General features: G+C 29.3%; 14 protein-coding genes and 1 pseudogene. 5 read left to right on the top strand and 10 right to left on the bottom strand.

Going from position 1 to position 18308, the window contains the following annotated elements; genetic code table 11:
- Positions 1 to 85: 85 nt before the first annotated feature.
- The 7 genes and pseudogenes from DR024_RS09745 to DR024_RS09715 form a co-directional block, all read right to left on the bottom strand.
- Positions 86 to 232 (bottom strand): helix-turn-helix domain-containing protein, encoded by a 147-nt coding sequence (locus DR024_RS09745; RefSeq protein WP_111918632.1) that lies wholly within the window; start codon positions 230 to 232, stop codon positions 86 to 88.
- Positions 233 to 340: 108 nt separating this feature from the next.
- Entirely contained in the window at positions 341 to 763 is a 423-nt protein-coding gene (locus tag DR024_RS09740) for a DUF3788 domain-containing protein (RefSeq protein WP_027099057.1), read from the bottom strand.
- Positions 764 to 851: 88 nt separating this feature from the next.
- Positions 852 to 1739, bottom strand: coding sequence for a PHP domain-containing protein (locus tag DR024_RS09735; protein WP_111918630.1), 888 nt, complete (start codon positions 1737 to 1739; stop codon positions 852 to 854).
- 409 nt (positions 1740 to 2148) lie between these two features.
- Complete coding sequence (locus tag DR024_RS09730) at positions 2149 to 2475, bottom strand: winged helix-turn-helix transcriptional regulator (RefSeq protein ID WP_055183694.1); 327 nt, start codon at positions 2473 to 2475, stop codon at positions 2149 to 2151.
- Between the two features lie 32 nt (positions 2476 to 2507).
- Positions 2508 to 3885: pseudogene (locus tag DR024_RS09725) on the bottom strand (FAD-dependent oxidoreductase).
- Between the two features lie 596 nt (positions 3886 to 4481).
- Entirely contained in the window at positions 4482 to 5042 is a 561-nt protein-coding gene (locus tag DR024_RS09720) for a YeeE/YedE thiosulfate transporter family protein (RefSeq protein WP_111918628.1), read from the bottom strand.
- Between the two features lie 13 nt (positions 5043 to 5055).
- Positions 5056 to 5631, bottom strand: coding sequence for a YeeE/YedE thiosulfate transporter family protein (locus DR024_RS09715; RefSeq protein ID WP_055183692.1), 576 nt, complete (start codon positions 5629 to 5631; stop codon positions 5056 to 5058).
- Between the two features lie 242 nt (positions 5632 to 5873).
- Here DR024_RS09715 and DR024_RS09710 point away from each other — a divergent pair, with 242 nt between their 5' ends.
- The 4 genes from DR024_RS09710 to DR024_RS09695 are packed head-to-tail and all read left to right on the top strand — an operon-like array spanning position 5874 to position 10865.
- On the top strand, positions 5874 to 6494 hold the full coding sequence (locus DR024_RS09710; protein ID WP_027099060.1) for a TetR/AcrR family transcriptional regulator: 621 nt from the start codon (positions 5874 to 5876) through the stop codon (positions 6492 to 6494).
- Between the two features lie 13 nt (positions 6495 to 6507).
- Positions 6508 to 7791, top strand: coding sequence for an MFS transporter (locus DR024_RS09705; protein WP_111918626.1), 1284 nt, complete (start codon positions 6508 to 6510; stop codon positions 7789 to 7791).
- Positions 7784 to 10102 carry an ABC transporter permease gene (locus tag DR024_RS09700; protein WP_111918624.1) on the top strand — a complete coding sequence of 773 codons (2319 nt, stop codon included), beginning with the start codon at positions 7784 to 7786 and terminating at the stop codon, positions 10100 to 10102. Before DR024_RS09705 ends, DR024_RS09700 begins: the two co-directional genes overlap by 8 nt.
- Positions 10103 to 10106: 4 nt before the next feature.
- Positions 10107 to 10865, top strand: a complete 759-nt coding sequence (locus tag DR024_RS09695; RefSeq protein ID WP_055183690.1) for an ABC transporter ATP-binding protein — start codon at positions 10107 to 10109, stop codon at positions 10863 to 10865.
- 520 nt (positions 10866 to 11385) lie between these two features.
- On the opposite strand, the gene DR024_RS09690 is transcribed toward DR024_RS09695, so the two are convergent.
- Positions 11386 to 11826: a globin domain-containing protein gene (locus tag DR024_RS09690; RefSeq protein WP_027099064.1), complete on the bottom strand. Its 441-nt coding sequence runs from the start codon at positions 11824 to 11826 to the stop codon at positions 11386 to 11388.
- Positions 11827 to 12055: 229 nt separating this feature from the next.
- Between DR024_RS09690 and DR024_RS09685 the strand changes: the two genes are divergently transcribed.
- Complete coding sequence (locus DR024_RS09685) at positions 12056 to 12451, top strand: RrF2 family transcriptional regulator (protein WP_027099065.1); 396 nt, start codon at positions 12056 to 12058, stop codon at positions 12449 to 12451.
- 209 nt (positions 12452 to 12660) lie between these two features.
- Here DR024_RS09685 and DR024_RS09680 read toward each other — a convergent pair whose 3' ends face one another.
- Entirely contained in the window at positions 12661 to 17262 is a 4602-nt protein-coding gene (locus DR024_RS09680) for a dockerin type I domain-containing protein (protein ID WP_111918622.1), read from the bottom strand.
- A 479-nt stretch (positions 17263 to 17741) separates the two neighbouring features.
- On the bottom strand, positions 17742 to 18308 hold the full coding sequence (locus DR024_RS09675) for an ATPase (RefSeq protein ID WP_111918620.1): 567 nt from the start codon (positions 18306 to 18308) through the stop codon (positions 17742 to 17744).

Raw genomic sequence — 18308 nt, 5'->3', positions numbered from 1 at the left:
AAGCAAAAAAAAGATACCTCTATTCTAATGTGAAGTATCTTTTTACTGTATTTCTATTTGCAAGCAGGAAAACACAGGTTATTTCTTAATATCCTTTTGTTTGGGAAACTCCACATTCCCATTTAGAAACTGCTTTATCAGTTACATTTAGATGTTCTCCTAGTTCTGCCTGTGTAAGTTTTTTCTTTTTTCTAGCATCTGCTATAAATACTCCTATTTTTTTTGTATCCATAATTACACCACCTTTAATATCATTATAATTTCAATGGCATTAAATCTAAACCTACCACAGGTAGAATTGGTAGAGTTAATGTAGAACATGACAATTTAAATATGAACTTTACCTAAATTTTGCGCGTACATCAATAAGTTTTAGTACATCACTAAATATTTCATCCTTATCTTCTAAATCTATCATTAACCAACGTTGCCCCATTCCCTCTTTGGTTTCATTATATATCCTCTGAATTACTGGAGATAAATTAAATAACAATTCTTCCACAGCTTCCTTTTCTTTCACTCCAACTACCACCAATACAGTGAAATAATTTTCTCTTGGATATACTGTGCATAGTGTTTTCCCAGACTTTTTAAATTTAATATTCCATCCTGACTCCCATGAACATTTACTAAACTCTACTTTATATTTTGCATTATATTCTTTAACTATCTCTGCACAGAAATCATTAAATAATGAATTTCTAATATATTCACTTATTTCACCTATGTCTGGACAATAATTATAATTTTTAATATCTATCATAGTATTCTTATTCCTTTCAAATACCTATCCACTTCTTACAATAATTTACCATTCCAATTGTAACATAAGCCAATGATCATTTTTAATATCATTGGCCTAATTTAATATCAAGTTCTTTAATTATTTCCTCTTCACTATTATTACAACTTACTCCACCTAAAATTATATTTGGCTTTGTTTTTCCATGAAAATCACTGCCACAAGTTAAAAGTAAATTATTTCTATAAGCAAAATCCCTATAAAAAGCTATTTGTTCTTCATTATGATAACTGCTATACACTTCTAATCCCTTAACTCCTCTAGCAATTATTTTTTCTAATAGATTTAAATCTTCCTTTACATTATTACCTGGATGAGCTAATATTGGAACTCCACCATTGTCTAAAATAACTTTTACAGCCTTTTCTAATGAGATAAACTTCACCTCAACATATGTAGGTTTTCCTTGAGCACAAAAATCCCAATAGAAATTTACAAATGGATTATCACTTCTTGACCCATTTTTATAGTAAGGTTTAAGTAGTGGATTTTCTTGATTTTTATCAAAGCTCATTGCTGCTTCAGCTATCATTTCACCATTAACCACTCCATTTTTAGATAGCTTTTTTATCATTTCATCCTCAAAATTTATTCCTAGTTCCCTAACTAATCTCATTCTTTCTTTTGAAGCAACTTGCTCTTGTTTTATTATATTGGCTTCTATTTCTTCAAAAATATCACTTTTATAATCTATTCCATATCCTAAAACATGTAGGTTTACACCATCAATACTACAATCTAATTCAATGGCTGGAATTATTGTAATATCTTTATCTTTAATATATTCTTTCCCCTCTTCTATTCCTCTAACAGAATTATGATCAGCTATTGCAAAATATTTTACCCCTCTTTCTATACAAAGGTCTGCTAACTCTTTAGGCGTAAACTCCCCATCATCACTATAATTTGAATGCATATGCAAATCTATATAACTCATCTCTTTTCCTCTCCTCTAAAATCTATTTATAGAAGTCAAAATTCCCCTTACCCTTCACTACTTAGTATCCAATTTTAAGCATCTATATTATTACCAAAAATTCTATATCATCTCTTTTGAAAATTCAAGGTCTCCTCATAAAAGCAAATGAATATTTGCTTCAAATATAAATGAATATCTAAATTAGAAAAAATAAAATCCAGCAACTTATACATTGCTGGATTTAGTTTCTTAACTTTAAAATTTTTCTTAAGAATGTCCCCTCAACCCCCTATGTTTACTATATATTTTTATATTTATATATTTGTTTCTTTATATATTTAAAACAATATATAAATATATTACTATTTTCTTTGTTCTAATCCTTTAATATTCTTTTAGGTCAAATATATATTAACTAACTCTACTTTTAACATGATAAGTTATTATTACTCCAGTTTATCATCTTTTCCATAATAGGTAATAACAACAATCCTGAATCACTTAAATAATAGGTAGATTCAACTCTATTACTAATTATCTTTTTATCATTAATTATAACATTATTACTAATTAATAAATCTAATTGTTGTGTTAGCATCTTTTTGCTACAACCATCCAACTCTCTTCGCAACTCTCCAAATCTAACCTTTTTATCTTGAATACTCCATATTATTGCAGCGACCCACTTTTTTCCTAATATATTCGATAAGGCTTCTACAGGGCAGTCATATATAATTTCCTCTACACTATACAAATAATATTTTCACTAGATACAATTTTTATAGTTTATAACAATGAAAATAAATCATTTAATGCTTCACTCATAGTAGGATGAGTAAATATATTATCTCTTAAGAATGTATAATCTTGACCAGTATTAATAGCAGTACTTACTATATTAATTATCTCACTAGCTTCTGTACATAATAATGTGCAACCAAGTATTTTATTAGTCTTCGCATCAACTACAGCCTTCATCACACCTTCTATTTCATTTATAACTCTTGCTCTTGGAATCGCTGCTACTGATAATTTTGCCACCTTAATTTCAAATCCTTTTTCTATTGCTTCTGTTTCACTTAAGCCAACCCTAGCTAAGCTTGGTTCAATAAATACTGAATATGGGATAGCTCCCCTATCATCAGTTGTTCTTTTACCTTCACCAAATAAGTTGTCTTTTATAATTCTAAAATCATCTAAAGAAATATACGTAAATTGTAATCCACCATTTACATCTCCAATAGCCCATATATTAGGTATATTCGTTCTTAATCTATTATCAACTACTACTGCTCCCCTATCTGTAGTTTTCACTCCTGCTGCTTCTAGGTTTAACCCTTCTGTGTTAGGTTTTCTACCTGTAGCAATTAAAACTACGTCCCCCTTAACTTCTGTTTCTAAATTAGTTAAAGTATCTAAATATGTAACTGTAATTTCATTTCCCTCTTCTTTAAATGACTTCACTTTTGAATTTAATACAAAGGAAATACCTTTATTTTCTAATATTTCTTTTATATTATTAGATATATCTTTATCTTCTCTTGCTGCAAGTCTATCTCCTGCTTCTATGACAGTTACCTTTGATCCAAAGTTTGCATATATTGATGAAAACTCAAGTCCAATATATCCTCCACCAACTATTATTAAATGTTTAGGTAGTTCTTTTAAATCCATTATTGTAGTACTTGTATATATTTTTTTACTATCATTTATTCCAGGAATATTGGGTATTATAGTAGATGCTCCGGTATTTATAAATATGTTTTCACCTTCTAAAATTAATTTACCATCTTTACTATCAATTTCAACTTCTGTACTTGATACAAAAGAAGCTGTCCCATTATATATATGAATATTATCAATACTATCTAACATTTTATAATTTTTTTCTCTTAGCATTTTAATTAAGTTTTGTTTTTCTTCTGCCCCTATTCTATACTCATTTGCTTTTTCTTCAAAACTATTTAAATTTTTATATAAAGAAAGCTTAGATTTATGTCCTAATGTTTTTGTTGGAATACACCCAATGTTAATGCATGTTCCCCCATACATCTTATCTGATCTTTCAATTAAAGCTACCTTTTTTTCCTTGCTTCCCCAAAAATCCTGCAAGTGTTTTTCCACCTTTTCCAAAACCAATTATTATAGAATCATATTTACTCATATTATTCTCTCCTTCTATTGAAAATTCAAGCTATATTATTTTATAACTTATATTATTTTACTAAGATAAATTAGGATTTTCATCTAAATCACTTTTACTATACTAATTTATCCTCTTATCTTAACTTGATTTTATTTTATATAATTGATCATATTTAAACAATTAGGCACTTTTAAGTTACCCAGTAATTCAAACGTTACTTATAAAAACGCTTAAACAAACTTAACATTTGATTAAAATTCCTTTGTTCTCTTTTCTTTAGGATTTAACAAGATTTCCTCATGTTTTCCTTTCCTAATTCATTAATTACATTAAGAACCATAAATATCATAAATAACGATATTGTACTTATTATTATTCTTAATATTATTTTCATTTGTCTTAACTTATTAAATTCTTAACTCTCTATTAGGTTAATATATATCTAAATTAGCACAAAATAAAATCCAGCAACTTACACATTGCTGGATTTAGTTTCTTAACTTTAAAACCTATCTAAAGAAGATCCTTCAACCTCCTATGTTTACTATATATTTTTATATTTGTTTCTTTATATATTTATAACAATATATAAATATATAAATATTTTCTTTGCTTTAATCCTTTAATATTCTTTTAGGAAGAATGTATGCTGCACCCATAAACAATATCCCAACAATTAATAGTCCAACAAATCCCACATTAAAAACTGATGGATACTTATCAGAAATATTAAATAAAGTTAACTTACCCATATTTAATGCTGCAAATAATCCAAGTTCATTAAAATATCCATAGGACATTGAAAATGCAAAAGCTCCAACTAATCCACCTAATATAGCTGCAACAGCTCTTTTAACGCCGTTACTTCCAACTGCACCAATACAAGTACCTGGACATGTTCCCACAGCACCAAATGCAACTCCAAATAATAATCCGCCAATTATACCCCCTAAATTCATAGTCTTAACACTTAAATGAGATGTATCAAATATTCCAAATAAACTTGAAATAGAAAGTAATACACTTGAAAAGCCTATTGCAAATAAAATTATCTTAGCCAAAGATAAGTCCTCTAATCTCAACATTTTTAGTATATTTTTAAAACCTGTAGCTCCTACATATGCTAGTGCAAATCCAAAGAAGCCCCCAAGTAAAATTGCCAATAAAATTTTCATATATTTTTCCTCCTTAGTTTGCTTTTTTAATCTTTTTAACAATTATAGCTGTTGGTATGGCAGTAGCAAAAACAGATATTGCAAATACATAGCCACTTATACTACCTTGCATCATTCCACTCATCATATGACCACTAGTACATCCATCAGCCATTCTTGCTCCATATAGTAGTAAAAATCCTCCAATAAAACTAGGTACATACTTTCTTATAAAACTTTTTTTATTATCATCTAATACACATGATTCCACATTATTATCTTCTTCATTTTTCTTCTTTCTGCTAAATAACAAATATCCTAAATATCCACCTACTGGAATTGATAATACAAAAATAAAATCATAATTTAATGGATTCTTTATAGACTTGGCTAATTTCCCCTCTGATTTATCATAATATGCATTTGAACTTTTATATCCAGTTTCTCTACTTGAATCTTCAACTATTACATCACTATCTACTACAGTATGTACTATTCCTGATAACACTGAAAATTGAGTTGAAACTCCTATTGGTTTAACAAGTAAGATAGCTATAAAGAATGAGAAACCTAACACTACAGCACCTTTTATCCAATTATTTTTATTCATTTCTTTTCCTCCTTAAACTTTTATCATCGGTTTGTTTACACTATACATAATTTTTATTTTTTTTTATGTGACAAAGTCACATAAATTGATTTTACTAACTTTTCCTTCCTACTATGTAACAGACCTTCTATTTAAATATTAATTCAAAAAATTCCCAACTTTTTATTTACATTTAATGTATTGAATGATATTATATACCTACAAACCGACTATCGGTCGGTTGAGGGAAAAGAGGAATTCTTATGAAAGTTATAAAAAATGGTGAAGAAAGAAAACATGAGATACTTGATATAGCTAAGGAATTATTTATAGAAAAAGGATATGAAAATACTAGTATTGTTAATATTCTTGAAAAAGTAGGAATTGCCAAAGGTACACTATACTACTATTTCACGTCTAAAGAAGAAATTTTAGATGCTATTATAGATAGAATTTCAGAAAAAATATTTTATAAGGCACAAGAAATTTCTAAGGACCCTTCACTTTCAGTTCAGGAAAAAATCCTTGGTGTGGTAATGTCACTTAATATAGAAGATGATAAGGAAAAGAAAATTGTAAATAATATTCATAATCCACAAAATCTTCTTATGCATCAAAAACAATTTGATTCTATTATTGATAACGTAGTTCCAATTCTTACAAAGGTTATTTGTGAAGGAATTGAAAAAGGAATATTTAATACTGATTATCCTCTAGAAACAGTTGAGATGATTTTAATTTATACCCAAACTGTCTTTGATAGTAATAACAACCTATCTATGGAAGAAACTTTAAGAAAAATTTCAGCTTTTATTGTTAATTTAGAACGTTTATTGGGTGCTGAAAAAGGAAGCTTTGATTTTATAAAACAAGTATTTAATTAGGAGGTAAGGTTTAATGGAAGGTTTAAATAAATCCTTTAAAAAGTTCTTATTATTATGGTCAGGTGAACTTATTTCTGCCATTGGAAGTGGATTGACTTCCTTTGGTCTTGGAATTTATGTATATCAGCAAACAGGACGGGTATCTTCTACTGCTCTAATTACTTTATTAGCTTTTTTACCATCACTATTGTTAAGTCCAATAGCTGGAGTACTTGCAGATAGATATGATAGAAGGCTACTCATGATTTTAGGAGATAGCTTATCCGCCCTAGGACTCATTTATATATTAATATGTATGATAAATGGTGATGCTACACTTTATCAAATAGCTATTGGAGTAACCATAAGTTCAATATTTTCATCACTTCTTGAACCTGCATATAAAGCAACTATTACAGATCTATTAACTAAAGAGGAATTTTCTAAAGCAAGTGGACTTGTTCAAATGGCAGGTTCATCTAAATTCTTAATCTCCCCTATTCTTGCTGGATTTTTATTAAGTTTTTCAAATATAAAGCTTTTGCTAATTATTGATATATGTACTTTCTTTGTAACTGTAACAGCTACACTTATTGTTAGAAAGGGACTTCAATCTAAAGCAATTGAAAAAAAAGAATCCTTAACTTCTGAATTTAAAGAAGGATGGAAGGCAATTACAAGTAATAAAGGAATATTTACTTTAGTAATTTTAGGCTCTATTCTCACTTTATGTTTAGGAATAATACAAACCCTTGCAACACCAATGATACTATCCTTTTCCAATGCTACTACTTTAGGAGTATGTGAAACTATTTGTGGCACAGGAATGCTTGTCTCAAGCGTAATTATTGGGATGATATCAATTAAAAAGGGCTATTCAAAAATATTATCTATTTCATTGTTTATGACTGGAACTTTCATGGCTATTTTTGGATTAAGAGAAAATATAATTTTAATTTCTATAGCAGGTTTTTTATTTTTTGCTACCCTTCCTTTTGCAAATACAAGTATTGATGTTTTAATTAGATCAAACATACCTAATGAAGTTCAGGGAAGAGCTTGGGGGCTTATTGGACTTATATCGCAGTTAGGATATGTTATTGCTTTTGGATTTGTAGGAATTATTTCTGATAATATTTTCAATCCTATGCTTACTGAAGGAGGCATACTTGCAAATAATATTGGTAAAATTATTGGAACTGGTACTGGTAGGGGTACAGGCTTATTAATTATTATTGCTGGGATAATTCTTTCTATAACAGCAATAATCCTCTACTCTATTAAGTCAATTAGAAAACTGGAGGATCAATATGTTTAAAAGATTAATTATTAATGATATAAAAAGAAGTAAATTTGTAACCTTAACCACATTGCTAATAGTTACTGCATCATCAGTATTACTTTCGCTAGCTATAACTCTTGCAGTTAACTTATTAGGCTCAATAGATACACTTATGATACAAGCTAAAACACCTCACTTTATGCAAATGCATTCAGGTGATATTAATTTAAGTAATATAGATAAATTCGCTAAATCTAATAATTTAGTTCATGAATATCAAGTAGTGCCCTTTCTTAATGTAGAAGGGTCAGAAATTATTGTTAATGGAAAATCTCTTGGAGATAGTGTTATTGATAATGGTTTTTCTATTCAAAGTAAGAATTTTGATTATCTTTTTGATTTAGATGGCAAAAACGTTGAGGTTTTAGATGGTGAAATATATCTCCCAGTAACATTTATGAAAGAAAAGCAAGCTAAGATAAATGATTCAGTGTATGTATATGGCAAGAAGTTTACAGTGGCAGGATTTTTACGTGATTCCCAAATGAATTCTTCTATGGCTTCTTCTAAAAGATATTTAATTAGTAAAAATGATTTTGAAAATATTAAAAGTCTTGGAGGCATGGAATATTTAATTCAATTTAGATTAAAAAACTTATCAGATATTAATAAATTTGAAAATCAGTATGTAAATGCTAATCTTGAAGCAAATGGACCAACTATAACTTACCCATTATTTAAGATGATTAATGCAATGTCAGAAGGTCTTATGATAGGAGTAATCATACTTGTTAGTGTACTTATTTTATTAATTGCTTTTATGTGTATTCGCTTTACTCTAATTGCAAAAAGGGAGGATGATTATAGAGAAATCGGAGTAATGAAAGCAATAGGTCTTTCTATTTCTGATATTAAGAAAATATATCTTACAAAGTATGCCTTTATTGCTGGAGTTGGATCATTACTTGGTTTAATAATATCTTTTCCTTTTAAAAATATGCTTTTAAAGAATATAAGATTATATTTTGGTAATGGAGGAAATAATGCAATATCTTTAGTAGGTTCATTATTTGGAGTAATACTAATATTTCTTTTGATTATATGCTATGTAAATAGAGTTCTTAAAGCTTTTAAGAAAATATCTCCATCAAGGGCTTTAAGTAATAATTTATCTTCAGATAAAACATCAAATACAAATTATTTTAGTATTAAATCTTGCAGCTTATTTAGTAGTAATATTTTTCTTGGAATAAAGGATGTTCTTTCAAGGAAAAAGCTTTATATAACAATGTTAATTGTACTTATATTAGCTACATTTATAATGATTGTTCCTCAAAATCTATATAATACTATTTCTTCAAAGAGCTTTGTCACATATATGGGTGTTGGAGATTGTGATATTAGAATAGATATTCAACAAAAAAGTGATATTAAAAATAAATCTGAAAGCATAGTAAAAGCTATGAAAAATGACAAGAACATCAGTAAATATGCCCTTTTCTACACAAAATCTTTTAAATTGAAAAATGCTGATGGTAGTAGTGACAACATTAAGGTTGAGCTTGGAGATCATAATTCCTTTCCAGTAAAATATTCAAAAGGAAGTTCACCAGCATCAAATAATGAAATTGCTCTTTCAGTAACTAATAGTGAGGAAGTCAATAAAACAGTTGGAGATACTATAGTTCTTAATATTAACGGACAAGATAAAAAATTAACTGTATGTGGGATTTACTCTGATATTACTAATGGAGGGAAAACAGCCAAGGCTACATTTAATAGTGATTTAAATGACATTATGTATTCAATCATCTATGTAAAAGCTACCGATAAGTCCAATTTAGATAGTATTTTTAATAAATATTCAAAAGACTTTACTTATGGAAAAGTATCACACATTGATGAGTATATTAGTCAAACTTTTGGTTCCATAAAGGATTCTATAAAATTAGCATCTACTGCTGCAATGATAGTTTCTATTATAATAGTAGCCTTAGTTACATTATTATTTATAAAGATGCTCATCTCAAAGGATAAATATCCTATTGCAATAATGAAGTCCCTTGGATTTACTAATAATGATGTTACAGTTCAATACATTGTAAGAGCTGTAGTAGTTTCAATTTTAGGAATTGTTTTAGGTACTATTTTAGCTAATACTCTTGGAGAATTACTTGCAGGTTCTATACTTGCCTCTCTTGGAGCAACAACATTTAAATTTATGGTAAACCCTATAGTAGCTTATATACTTTCCCCAGTTATACTTATTTTAACTGTAATAGTATCTTCTATAATAGTTACTGCAAATTTAGGAAAAATTAAAATTTCAGATAATATAAAGGAGTAAGAAGATGAGTGAATTATTAATTGGAAAAAATATAAGAAAATCCTATGGTGAAGGAAATGAAAAACAAGTGGTATTAGATAATGTTTCAGTATCTATTAAAACAGGTGAGTTTATTTCAATAATGGGGCCATCAGGATCTGGAAAGTCTACACTTATGTATGTATTAAGCGGTATGGATGTTCCAGAGGGAGGAAACGTTACTTTTGATGGTGATGATTTAGCTGTTATAAAAGAAAAAGATTTAGCAGAAATAAGAAGAACAAAAATGGGATTTATATTTCAACAACCAAGCTTGCTAAAGAATTTAAATATAGGTGATAATATTATTCTTACTTCTGTACGCTCTAATAGAAAAAATATTAAAGACATTTTGATAAAGGCAGATAATCTTATGAAAATGACAGGAATAGAGAACTTAAAGAATCGTAATATTAATGAAGTTTCTGGAGGTCAACTTCAAAGAGCTGGAATATGTCGTAGTTTAATGAATGACCCTAAGATAATATTTGGTGATGAGCCTACAGGGGCACTTAATTCTAAATCAGCGGAAGAAATAATGGATTTATTAAGACATATTAATAATAAGGGCACTACAATAGTGCTTGTAACTCATGATCCAAAGGTTGCATCAAAAACAGAACGTATTATGTTTATGTCTGATGGGAAAATACAAAGTGAGTTAAAACTTTCAAAATATGATGGTAAGAATATTGATGAGAGAATGGAAAAGATACTTGGGGAAATGAAGAATATTGGGATATAGTTAGCATCATTTTTAACTATAAAAATAGCCTTATGCTAGTTATATTAACGCATAAGGCTATAAACCTCACTTACTTTCACTCTGTATAAGTTCTGCTACCCAAATATTAATAGAATTTCAAATTCAAGTTCAACTATGTTTTTATAAAAAATAAGTATTAAAACCTACTAAAATTCTACTACTTATTTAGACTTAATATATAACCTTTATTAGTACTATTAAAAAGATATAAAATACTATGCCTATAAAGGTATAAATAAAATATATATTTTCAACTCATTTCTTTCCATTCAAACATTTATTACAACAAAAAATATCAAACTTGTTCCGTCTCAAGCTCCAAGTCAAATGGAAACAAATATCCACTGTACTACTTTATAAAATTACTATCCTTTATTTTATATTTTTGATATAAAAATGTAATATACCTTTGATTCATAGCTAATTGAAATTTTATACTTTACTAGTCAGTAAAAAATGCCATATTCACTTCTATCATGAATATGGCTAAACATATTTATTATTTGCTTCTTGATTCGTAAATTTCTTTTTCTACATCTATAAACACCTTAGCTATAACTCTATAAGCCTTTTCCCAAGCATCAATAATATCATCTGTTGCCGCATCACCTAAAACCTCTTTGATTGCCCCTAAAAGGTTAGCTCCAACTATTGGGTAATGTTCTTCTTTAATTTGAGCATCACAGTGTCTTTCTCCTATTGTCTTTACCGCTGGTAATAAAGCTTCCAAGTTGTCTATATTTTGAGCAGCTGCTAATACTGTCATAGCTAATGCTTTTGGTTGCTCTCCTGAAGCTTGTCTATCCATATTAAATAATGGCTTAACCTCTGGATTGTTTTCAAACATATTTTTATAAAAAGTTTTTGTAATTTCTACTCCATGCTCCTTTAATGCTGGTACTGTACTTTTAATTATTTCTATTGTTCTCTGATCTAACATATATAATCTCTCCTGTAATCTTTAATATATATTATTTAATAATAATTATCTGTTGATATATTAAATATAACACAAAAATTTAAAATGTGCAAGTAAAATACACATTATTCCCTCAAATTTACTCTGTCTTGATTCTGAAAATAGTAATATAAATATTTGTATGTAACTATTATAATAATCATTTATTTTGTTATAATATACTATATTTAAATCTCAAAGGAGAAGAATTATGCAGATATCAAAATTTACAGACTATGCTTTTAGAGCGTTAATATATCTAGCTAGAAATAGAGCTGAAAATACTACTATTGATAAACTTGCTGAACATCTAGAAGTATCAGAGCACCACATGAAAAAGGTTATACATAAACTTGCCAAAACAGAATATATAATATCAACTAAGGGTAGAAATGGTGGATTAAAATTAGGTGTAGAACCAATTGAAATAAACCTTGGTAAAGTTTTAATATCAACTGAAGAAAACTTAAACTTAGTTGAATGTATGAATAATCCTAAACTTTGCCCTCTAATGACTAGTGGTTGTAAGCTTAAAGGTATTTTCTCTAAATCATTACAGAGTTTTGTTAATGAGCTATCTCAATATACTCTAGAAGATATACTGTAATCTTATAGTATATCTTCTTAAATTTTTCTATCTACATTATAATCAATACTAATTGCAACTCCTTAATATAAACTTACCACTATTAAAATTTTATTGAGGAAATCAATAAAGTTCCTACTTAAACAATAAACATATTATGCTTAATGTTGTAGGAACTTTATTAAAAAAAAATATATAACAGCTTAACTTTTCACTTAACCTCTAAACATTTATTTTATTTTATTTGCTACCATAACAATATCATATATATCTATTATCCCATCATTATTTAAATCACAGTCTTTGATATATCCAACATCAGTACTTTTCAAATTATACTTTTCTGATACTATTGCTAAATCTAGCATATCTACCTTCCCATCATGATTGATATCAACTATATAATTATATTCTAGACTTTCTGCTTCATCACTATTTGCTATAGTTTTTCCATCACCTAAAGCAATAACACGGAATTTGTATATCCCAGCTTCTTTCATTTTATTGGTAAAATCAAACTGTGTATTATTAGTTTCTTGACTTTCTCCTACCTTGATACCATCCTTATATAGCTCAACACTATAACCATTTGCATTATCAACAGCATTCCATGTAGCAACTTGTCCCTTCCAAATAAGACCTGATGGAATATTTAGTTTTGGTAACTCTTTAATCGTAGCAACTGCCCTTGCTTTTTTACTTGGATCATGATTAGATGTTGCAATTACCTGTACTTCTGATGAAGTCTCATCATCCCCTATTGTAAGCACACCTTTTGAATCAATTGAAGTACTAGCACTTGAAGCTCCTTCAATAGACCATGTTACACTTTTATCTGCATTACTATTTGCTGAAATCGTTACTTTAAATTGTGTATTATGACCTTTAAATGCTTCTATTTTCTTTGGATTAACACTAATATACTTTATCTGTGGTGGTGCTACATAAGAAACAGTTATTTCAGAAGACTTACCAGTATATGTATTTATATTATCACCAATAGCAAATACACTTAGACCAATATTTCCTGATTTCTGAACTACATCTTTCAGATTAAGTTTATTTTCTGAAGTACTTACCATGTAAGAAACTTCACCTTCAGGAGCTATATTAACAATATAACTTTCTGCATTATTCACAGAATCCCAACTTAAAGTATTAGTATTGGAATCCCAAACTAGATTTTTAGGTTTATCTAAAGGCTGCATATTTTGTGTTGCCCTCTTAATTAACACTGTATACTCTTTAATTGTCTTTTTATCCTGAGCAATAATAGCTAATGTTTGTATTCCCTCTTTTACTATAGGTGGCATATTAGGATCTGGATAATAGTTACTTCCATCTGATAATTTCACAGACGCCCAATATGAACTCAACTGTATATCTGCTGGTACAATAAGTTCAATTGTTGTACCTTTAATGACAGCTGGATAAGATTCTCTAGCATTCGTTATACTAAATGATTCTACCTCAGCTACACTTGATGGAGGATTCACTACAAAAATAATATCTGTTAAAGTAGTATTTCCTGCAGAATCTGAAATTTTATAAACAACTCTTGTCTCTCCAACCTCTGTAGGTGTTCCCTCAAAAAGTATTCTAGTACTTCCATGCATATTCTTAACTTCTCTGATTCCCTTTGGTAATTTTCCTTCAACAATCTCAAACTTATAATTTCCTTCTCCTCCTACAACCATATCTGTAAATAAATCAAATCTTGTAACATTCTGACCTAATAAGAAAATTTGACTATCTAAATGCAATTTTGGCTTTACAGTAATTTGGGCTAATCTTGCAAATATTGAACCAAACTCGTTTGGATTTTTGTCTCCAAAGCAAGCATATATATTAGTACCATTCTCTTTTTCTGTTAATACTGTATCAGAATCCACAGTAGTAAATTTACCGTTATTATCCAATACTAAGCGTATTCCATTCCCTTTAAGTTCATCAAATCTTAAAACCGAAGATTTCTTTCCAGAAGCATATGTAATCTGAATACCCATACCTGAAAAGTCTAATTTGTCTTCTGAATAATAATCTACTTTATTCATAGGATTAACAACAGTCAATGCTTTTGGCTCATCCTTTTTCACAGTAATCTCTTGACTAACTTTGCCATCATAGTAACTAAATGTTACCCTATTTTGATTATCCAATAGAATACCATCTAAATCACTTGTAAATCCACTTTTTATATAATGATATGGTGTACCATCTAATGTTGCCATCAATACAACACCTGCACTACTATATTCTTCACCTTGAACATAAGAAGTTTTACCAGCTTTTGAAATCTCAAGTTTATCTACTGACTTAGGAGCTTTTACTGTAACATCGAATTGAAATACCTTATTCTTATAGTTACCAGTTACTGTTTTCACTCCCTCAGTACTACTGTCAAAACCATTAATCATATCATTTGTAAGGGGAACTGCCGTACCATTTACAATTAATTTTGCAGAATAAAGTAAAAGTTCTTCTCCTACATAACGTTCTTTTTCTATTTGTGGTACTGAAACCGAAATAGTTTTAATATCTGATGCTTCTATAAATACCGGATAATCTTTTCCTTCTTGTATTTTCCAAATACTATTAAATGACCAATTTACATAAGTTGCAACTTTCTTAAGTTGATCTGAAGTTTTCGAATAAATTTCCCAATCAATTCCAGATGTGGTTTTACCAACTGCATCCATACCATCCAAAGCATAAGATTGACTTACACTATTTACTGAAATATTTTGATCTTGACCATAAAGTCTACCTATTGCTTGCTTATTTGAATCACTAACTGCTCTTGTGCTTATCTGGGTTGTACTATAACAATTTTTCAGTGTTGCACCTAACCCCATATCTCTAGTCAGTTCTCCAGTGATACCTCCAACATAAAATTTGTAATCCCCTCTATTATCCTGTATCACATTCAAGTAACCACGTGCATAAGAGTTTTCTATAGCACCTGAATTTTTTCCAACTAATGCCCCTGCTGATCCATGACTAAATCCAAATTTCACATTTATATTTGCATCAACAAAAGACTCTCGTATAACACCTGATACTTCATTTCTTCCAACAAGCCCTCCAAATGTCTGAACAACCCCATACCCGGTTCCTGTCATCTGTATATCGAAGTTTCCTTTAACACTACTGTTTAATATCTTTCCTTCATTAATGTTGGCAAGTGCTCCAGTATAGGCCTGATAATCACTTTTAAAATCCGCTTCAATATTCAAGTTTTTAATTGTACCTTTGTTTCTTTCTATTAATGGCTGTTTAAGACCTTTTATTGTATATCCTCTACCATCAAGGCTTCCACCAAACCATCCTGCACTAATATAAGTACTTCCTGTTAAATCCAGATCACTTGTCAAAATAAAATGGCAACTCTGATTACTTGCTATATAAAGAAGGTCTGAAGCTTTCTCAATCTTATAAGGATCTGCTGCTGTACCTGATCCTTTAGAAGGCTTAGATACCGTATCCGATCTATTTACTGCAATATATCGAATGTCTTTTCCACCATCTGACGGTACTTTAAATTCTCCATTTTCAGTTTTCAGAACAATAGCCGCTGTTCCAGAAAGCATAACTGGTTTTCCGCTTTCCCCCATATAAATAGGATAATCATTAAGCTTATTTAAAACTACCGGATCACCATAAAAACCATAAACTCCTTTATCTTGAGCAATAATCGCTGCATAGAACTGTACCAAAGACTTGTCAAATGTAAGTACATTACCATTTTCATCTTTAAGTCCTGCTGCTTTAAAAACATCATTCATGAAAGTTTTTGTGTCTTTACCAGTTGCCGTCACTCTATAAATACCTTGGAAAAACTCCATTGGTTTATATCCTTTCGCCTTCTGATTTGCCAGATATCTGACAAATAAATCTGGCATTGCATAATCTTGTGCAGAAGAATTTCTATAAGAACTATATACAAGTGCAGAACCATTCCTAATCTGAGGATTTCCTTTAATATAATCAAACCAGCCTGAAGGATCACTTCCACCCCATGTATAGTCCATGCTAGCTACTGCTAGTCCCTCATCTAACCAACGATACTTTGATGCCAGTTGAGCATCCCCTCCACAAGTCAAATTTCTAAATATTGCATGTTGCCCTTCATGTACAAGCAGCCCATTTGTAGACGAAAGACGTCCTTTTGTATACTCTGCTGCTTTCGGTATATTAATATGTATAGCTGTAATTCCACTTTCACCTGCATAAAACCCTGATGACCCATTACTAGTCTGTTCTAAAAGAATAGATAATTTTCCAGACCCATCATTATAGGGGAATTTATTATCACTCAATTTCATAAGAACTTCATAAGGCTTACTTTCATAAGTCGAACGCATATCTTCTGCTGCATCATTTGTCTTTCCAACAGCATCATAATCATTCTTCATGCTTTTTTCCATCCATATGTAACTCTTATCATAAACTCCTATGCAAACATATGTCCTTCCTTGATAAAATTTTTTCTCATCTCCTATAGAATATATGTCTCCTACTCCTAAAAGTCTTGAGAATAAGTTTTTATTCTCTACTTTGGTATCGCTTCCATCTACAATAAAATCTATATCTTCTGCCTCTTGATTTAGTTCATTTTCTAAAGAAGTTGTCCCTCTTCCTCCCATGCTATCAAATACTAATGTCCCACTACTCTGTTTATTATTGGGGTCTGCATTTGTATTTACTGCAATCACATAGTCTCCATTGATAACCTTTCCATTATCTCCAATTTCCGCAGCAAAACTTTGAAATGGAATGTAACCAATAACAAGTCCTATCACTAATACAGCGGATATAATTCTCTTTCGCATCTTACTACTCCTTTCACATTAAAATCCAATACTAATATAAAGGCAAATGAATATTATCATTTCTCAAATCTTATGATCTTCTACAAATTAGTACAACAAAAAAATCATAACTAAAGCAGTTCAAAGCTATTCCTAAGAATTATCTTTTTATCTGTTTTACGATATGATTTTTTGAGAAAATTATATCATCTTCACCAATTTTTTTCAATTATATCAAAATTCCATCTATAAATACCAATCATCTTTATAAATTTGCTCACTTTAATTTTGGTTCTCCACAGATACGCTTCACCATACCGTAAGTAAAAAAGATTAGATTACCCCATAAGTGAGAATCTAAATCTTTGATTTAGTGCTTCGAACTTACTCAGCGACTGCAAGGAGTCAAGTTTCCTTATATAATTAATAATATTTCAATTTCAAGTTTCAACTATATTTGTATATAAAAATAGCTAATAAAACTTATATAATTTTACTAGCTACTTTTGTAGTATATTATTTGCCCAATTAGGTATTTTTTTATCTCTCCATATTACCTTACCTTCTTTAAAATATATAACTTCTCTTAATACTTCTGTATTATCATATATATTTACTTCATCACATATTTCAATTACATCATTTAGATTTTTTAATGAATCATAGTATCTTCTTTCTATATCTTTATCAGGTATTCCATGTCCACCTTTGCTTACTCTAATTTTAACTCTTTTCTTAGCAAGTTCTGGATTTTCTAACCCTATATAATTCATAACAATATAAAAACCATTCTCTTTTGCAAACTTTATATTCTTTACTATGCTTCTGCCAGATAGTGTTGTTTCTTGATTAAAGGGTATCCCCTCCAAAATGTATTGTTTTATTAACTTAACAGCCTCTCTTGCACATCTCATTTGAAGATTATTGTCTTTCCAAGAACCAATTCTAGCTACCATTTCATCAGTATTAATTCTTTTTTCATTTTTATTTTCATTATAATAAATAGATTTGTATATTGAGGTTTTACCTGCTCCATTAACACCTGCAAAAATTGTAAATGTTGGCAT

Origin of the sequence: Clostridium paraputrificum, from assembly GCF_900447045.1 — a bacterium.
Classification (GTDB): Bacteria; Bacillota; Clostridia; order Clostridiales; family Clostridiaceae; genus Clostridium; species Clostridium paraputrificum.
The sequence above is the reverse complement of the archived record's forward strand: the minus strand, read 5'-3'. Positions and strand labels throughout refer to the sequence as shown.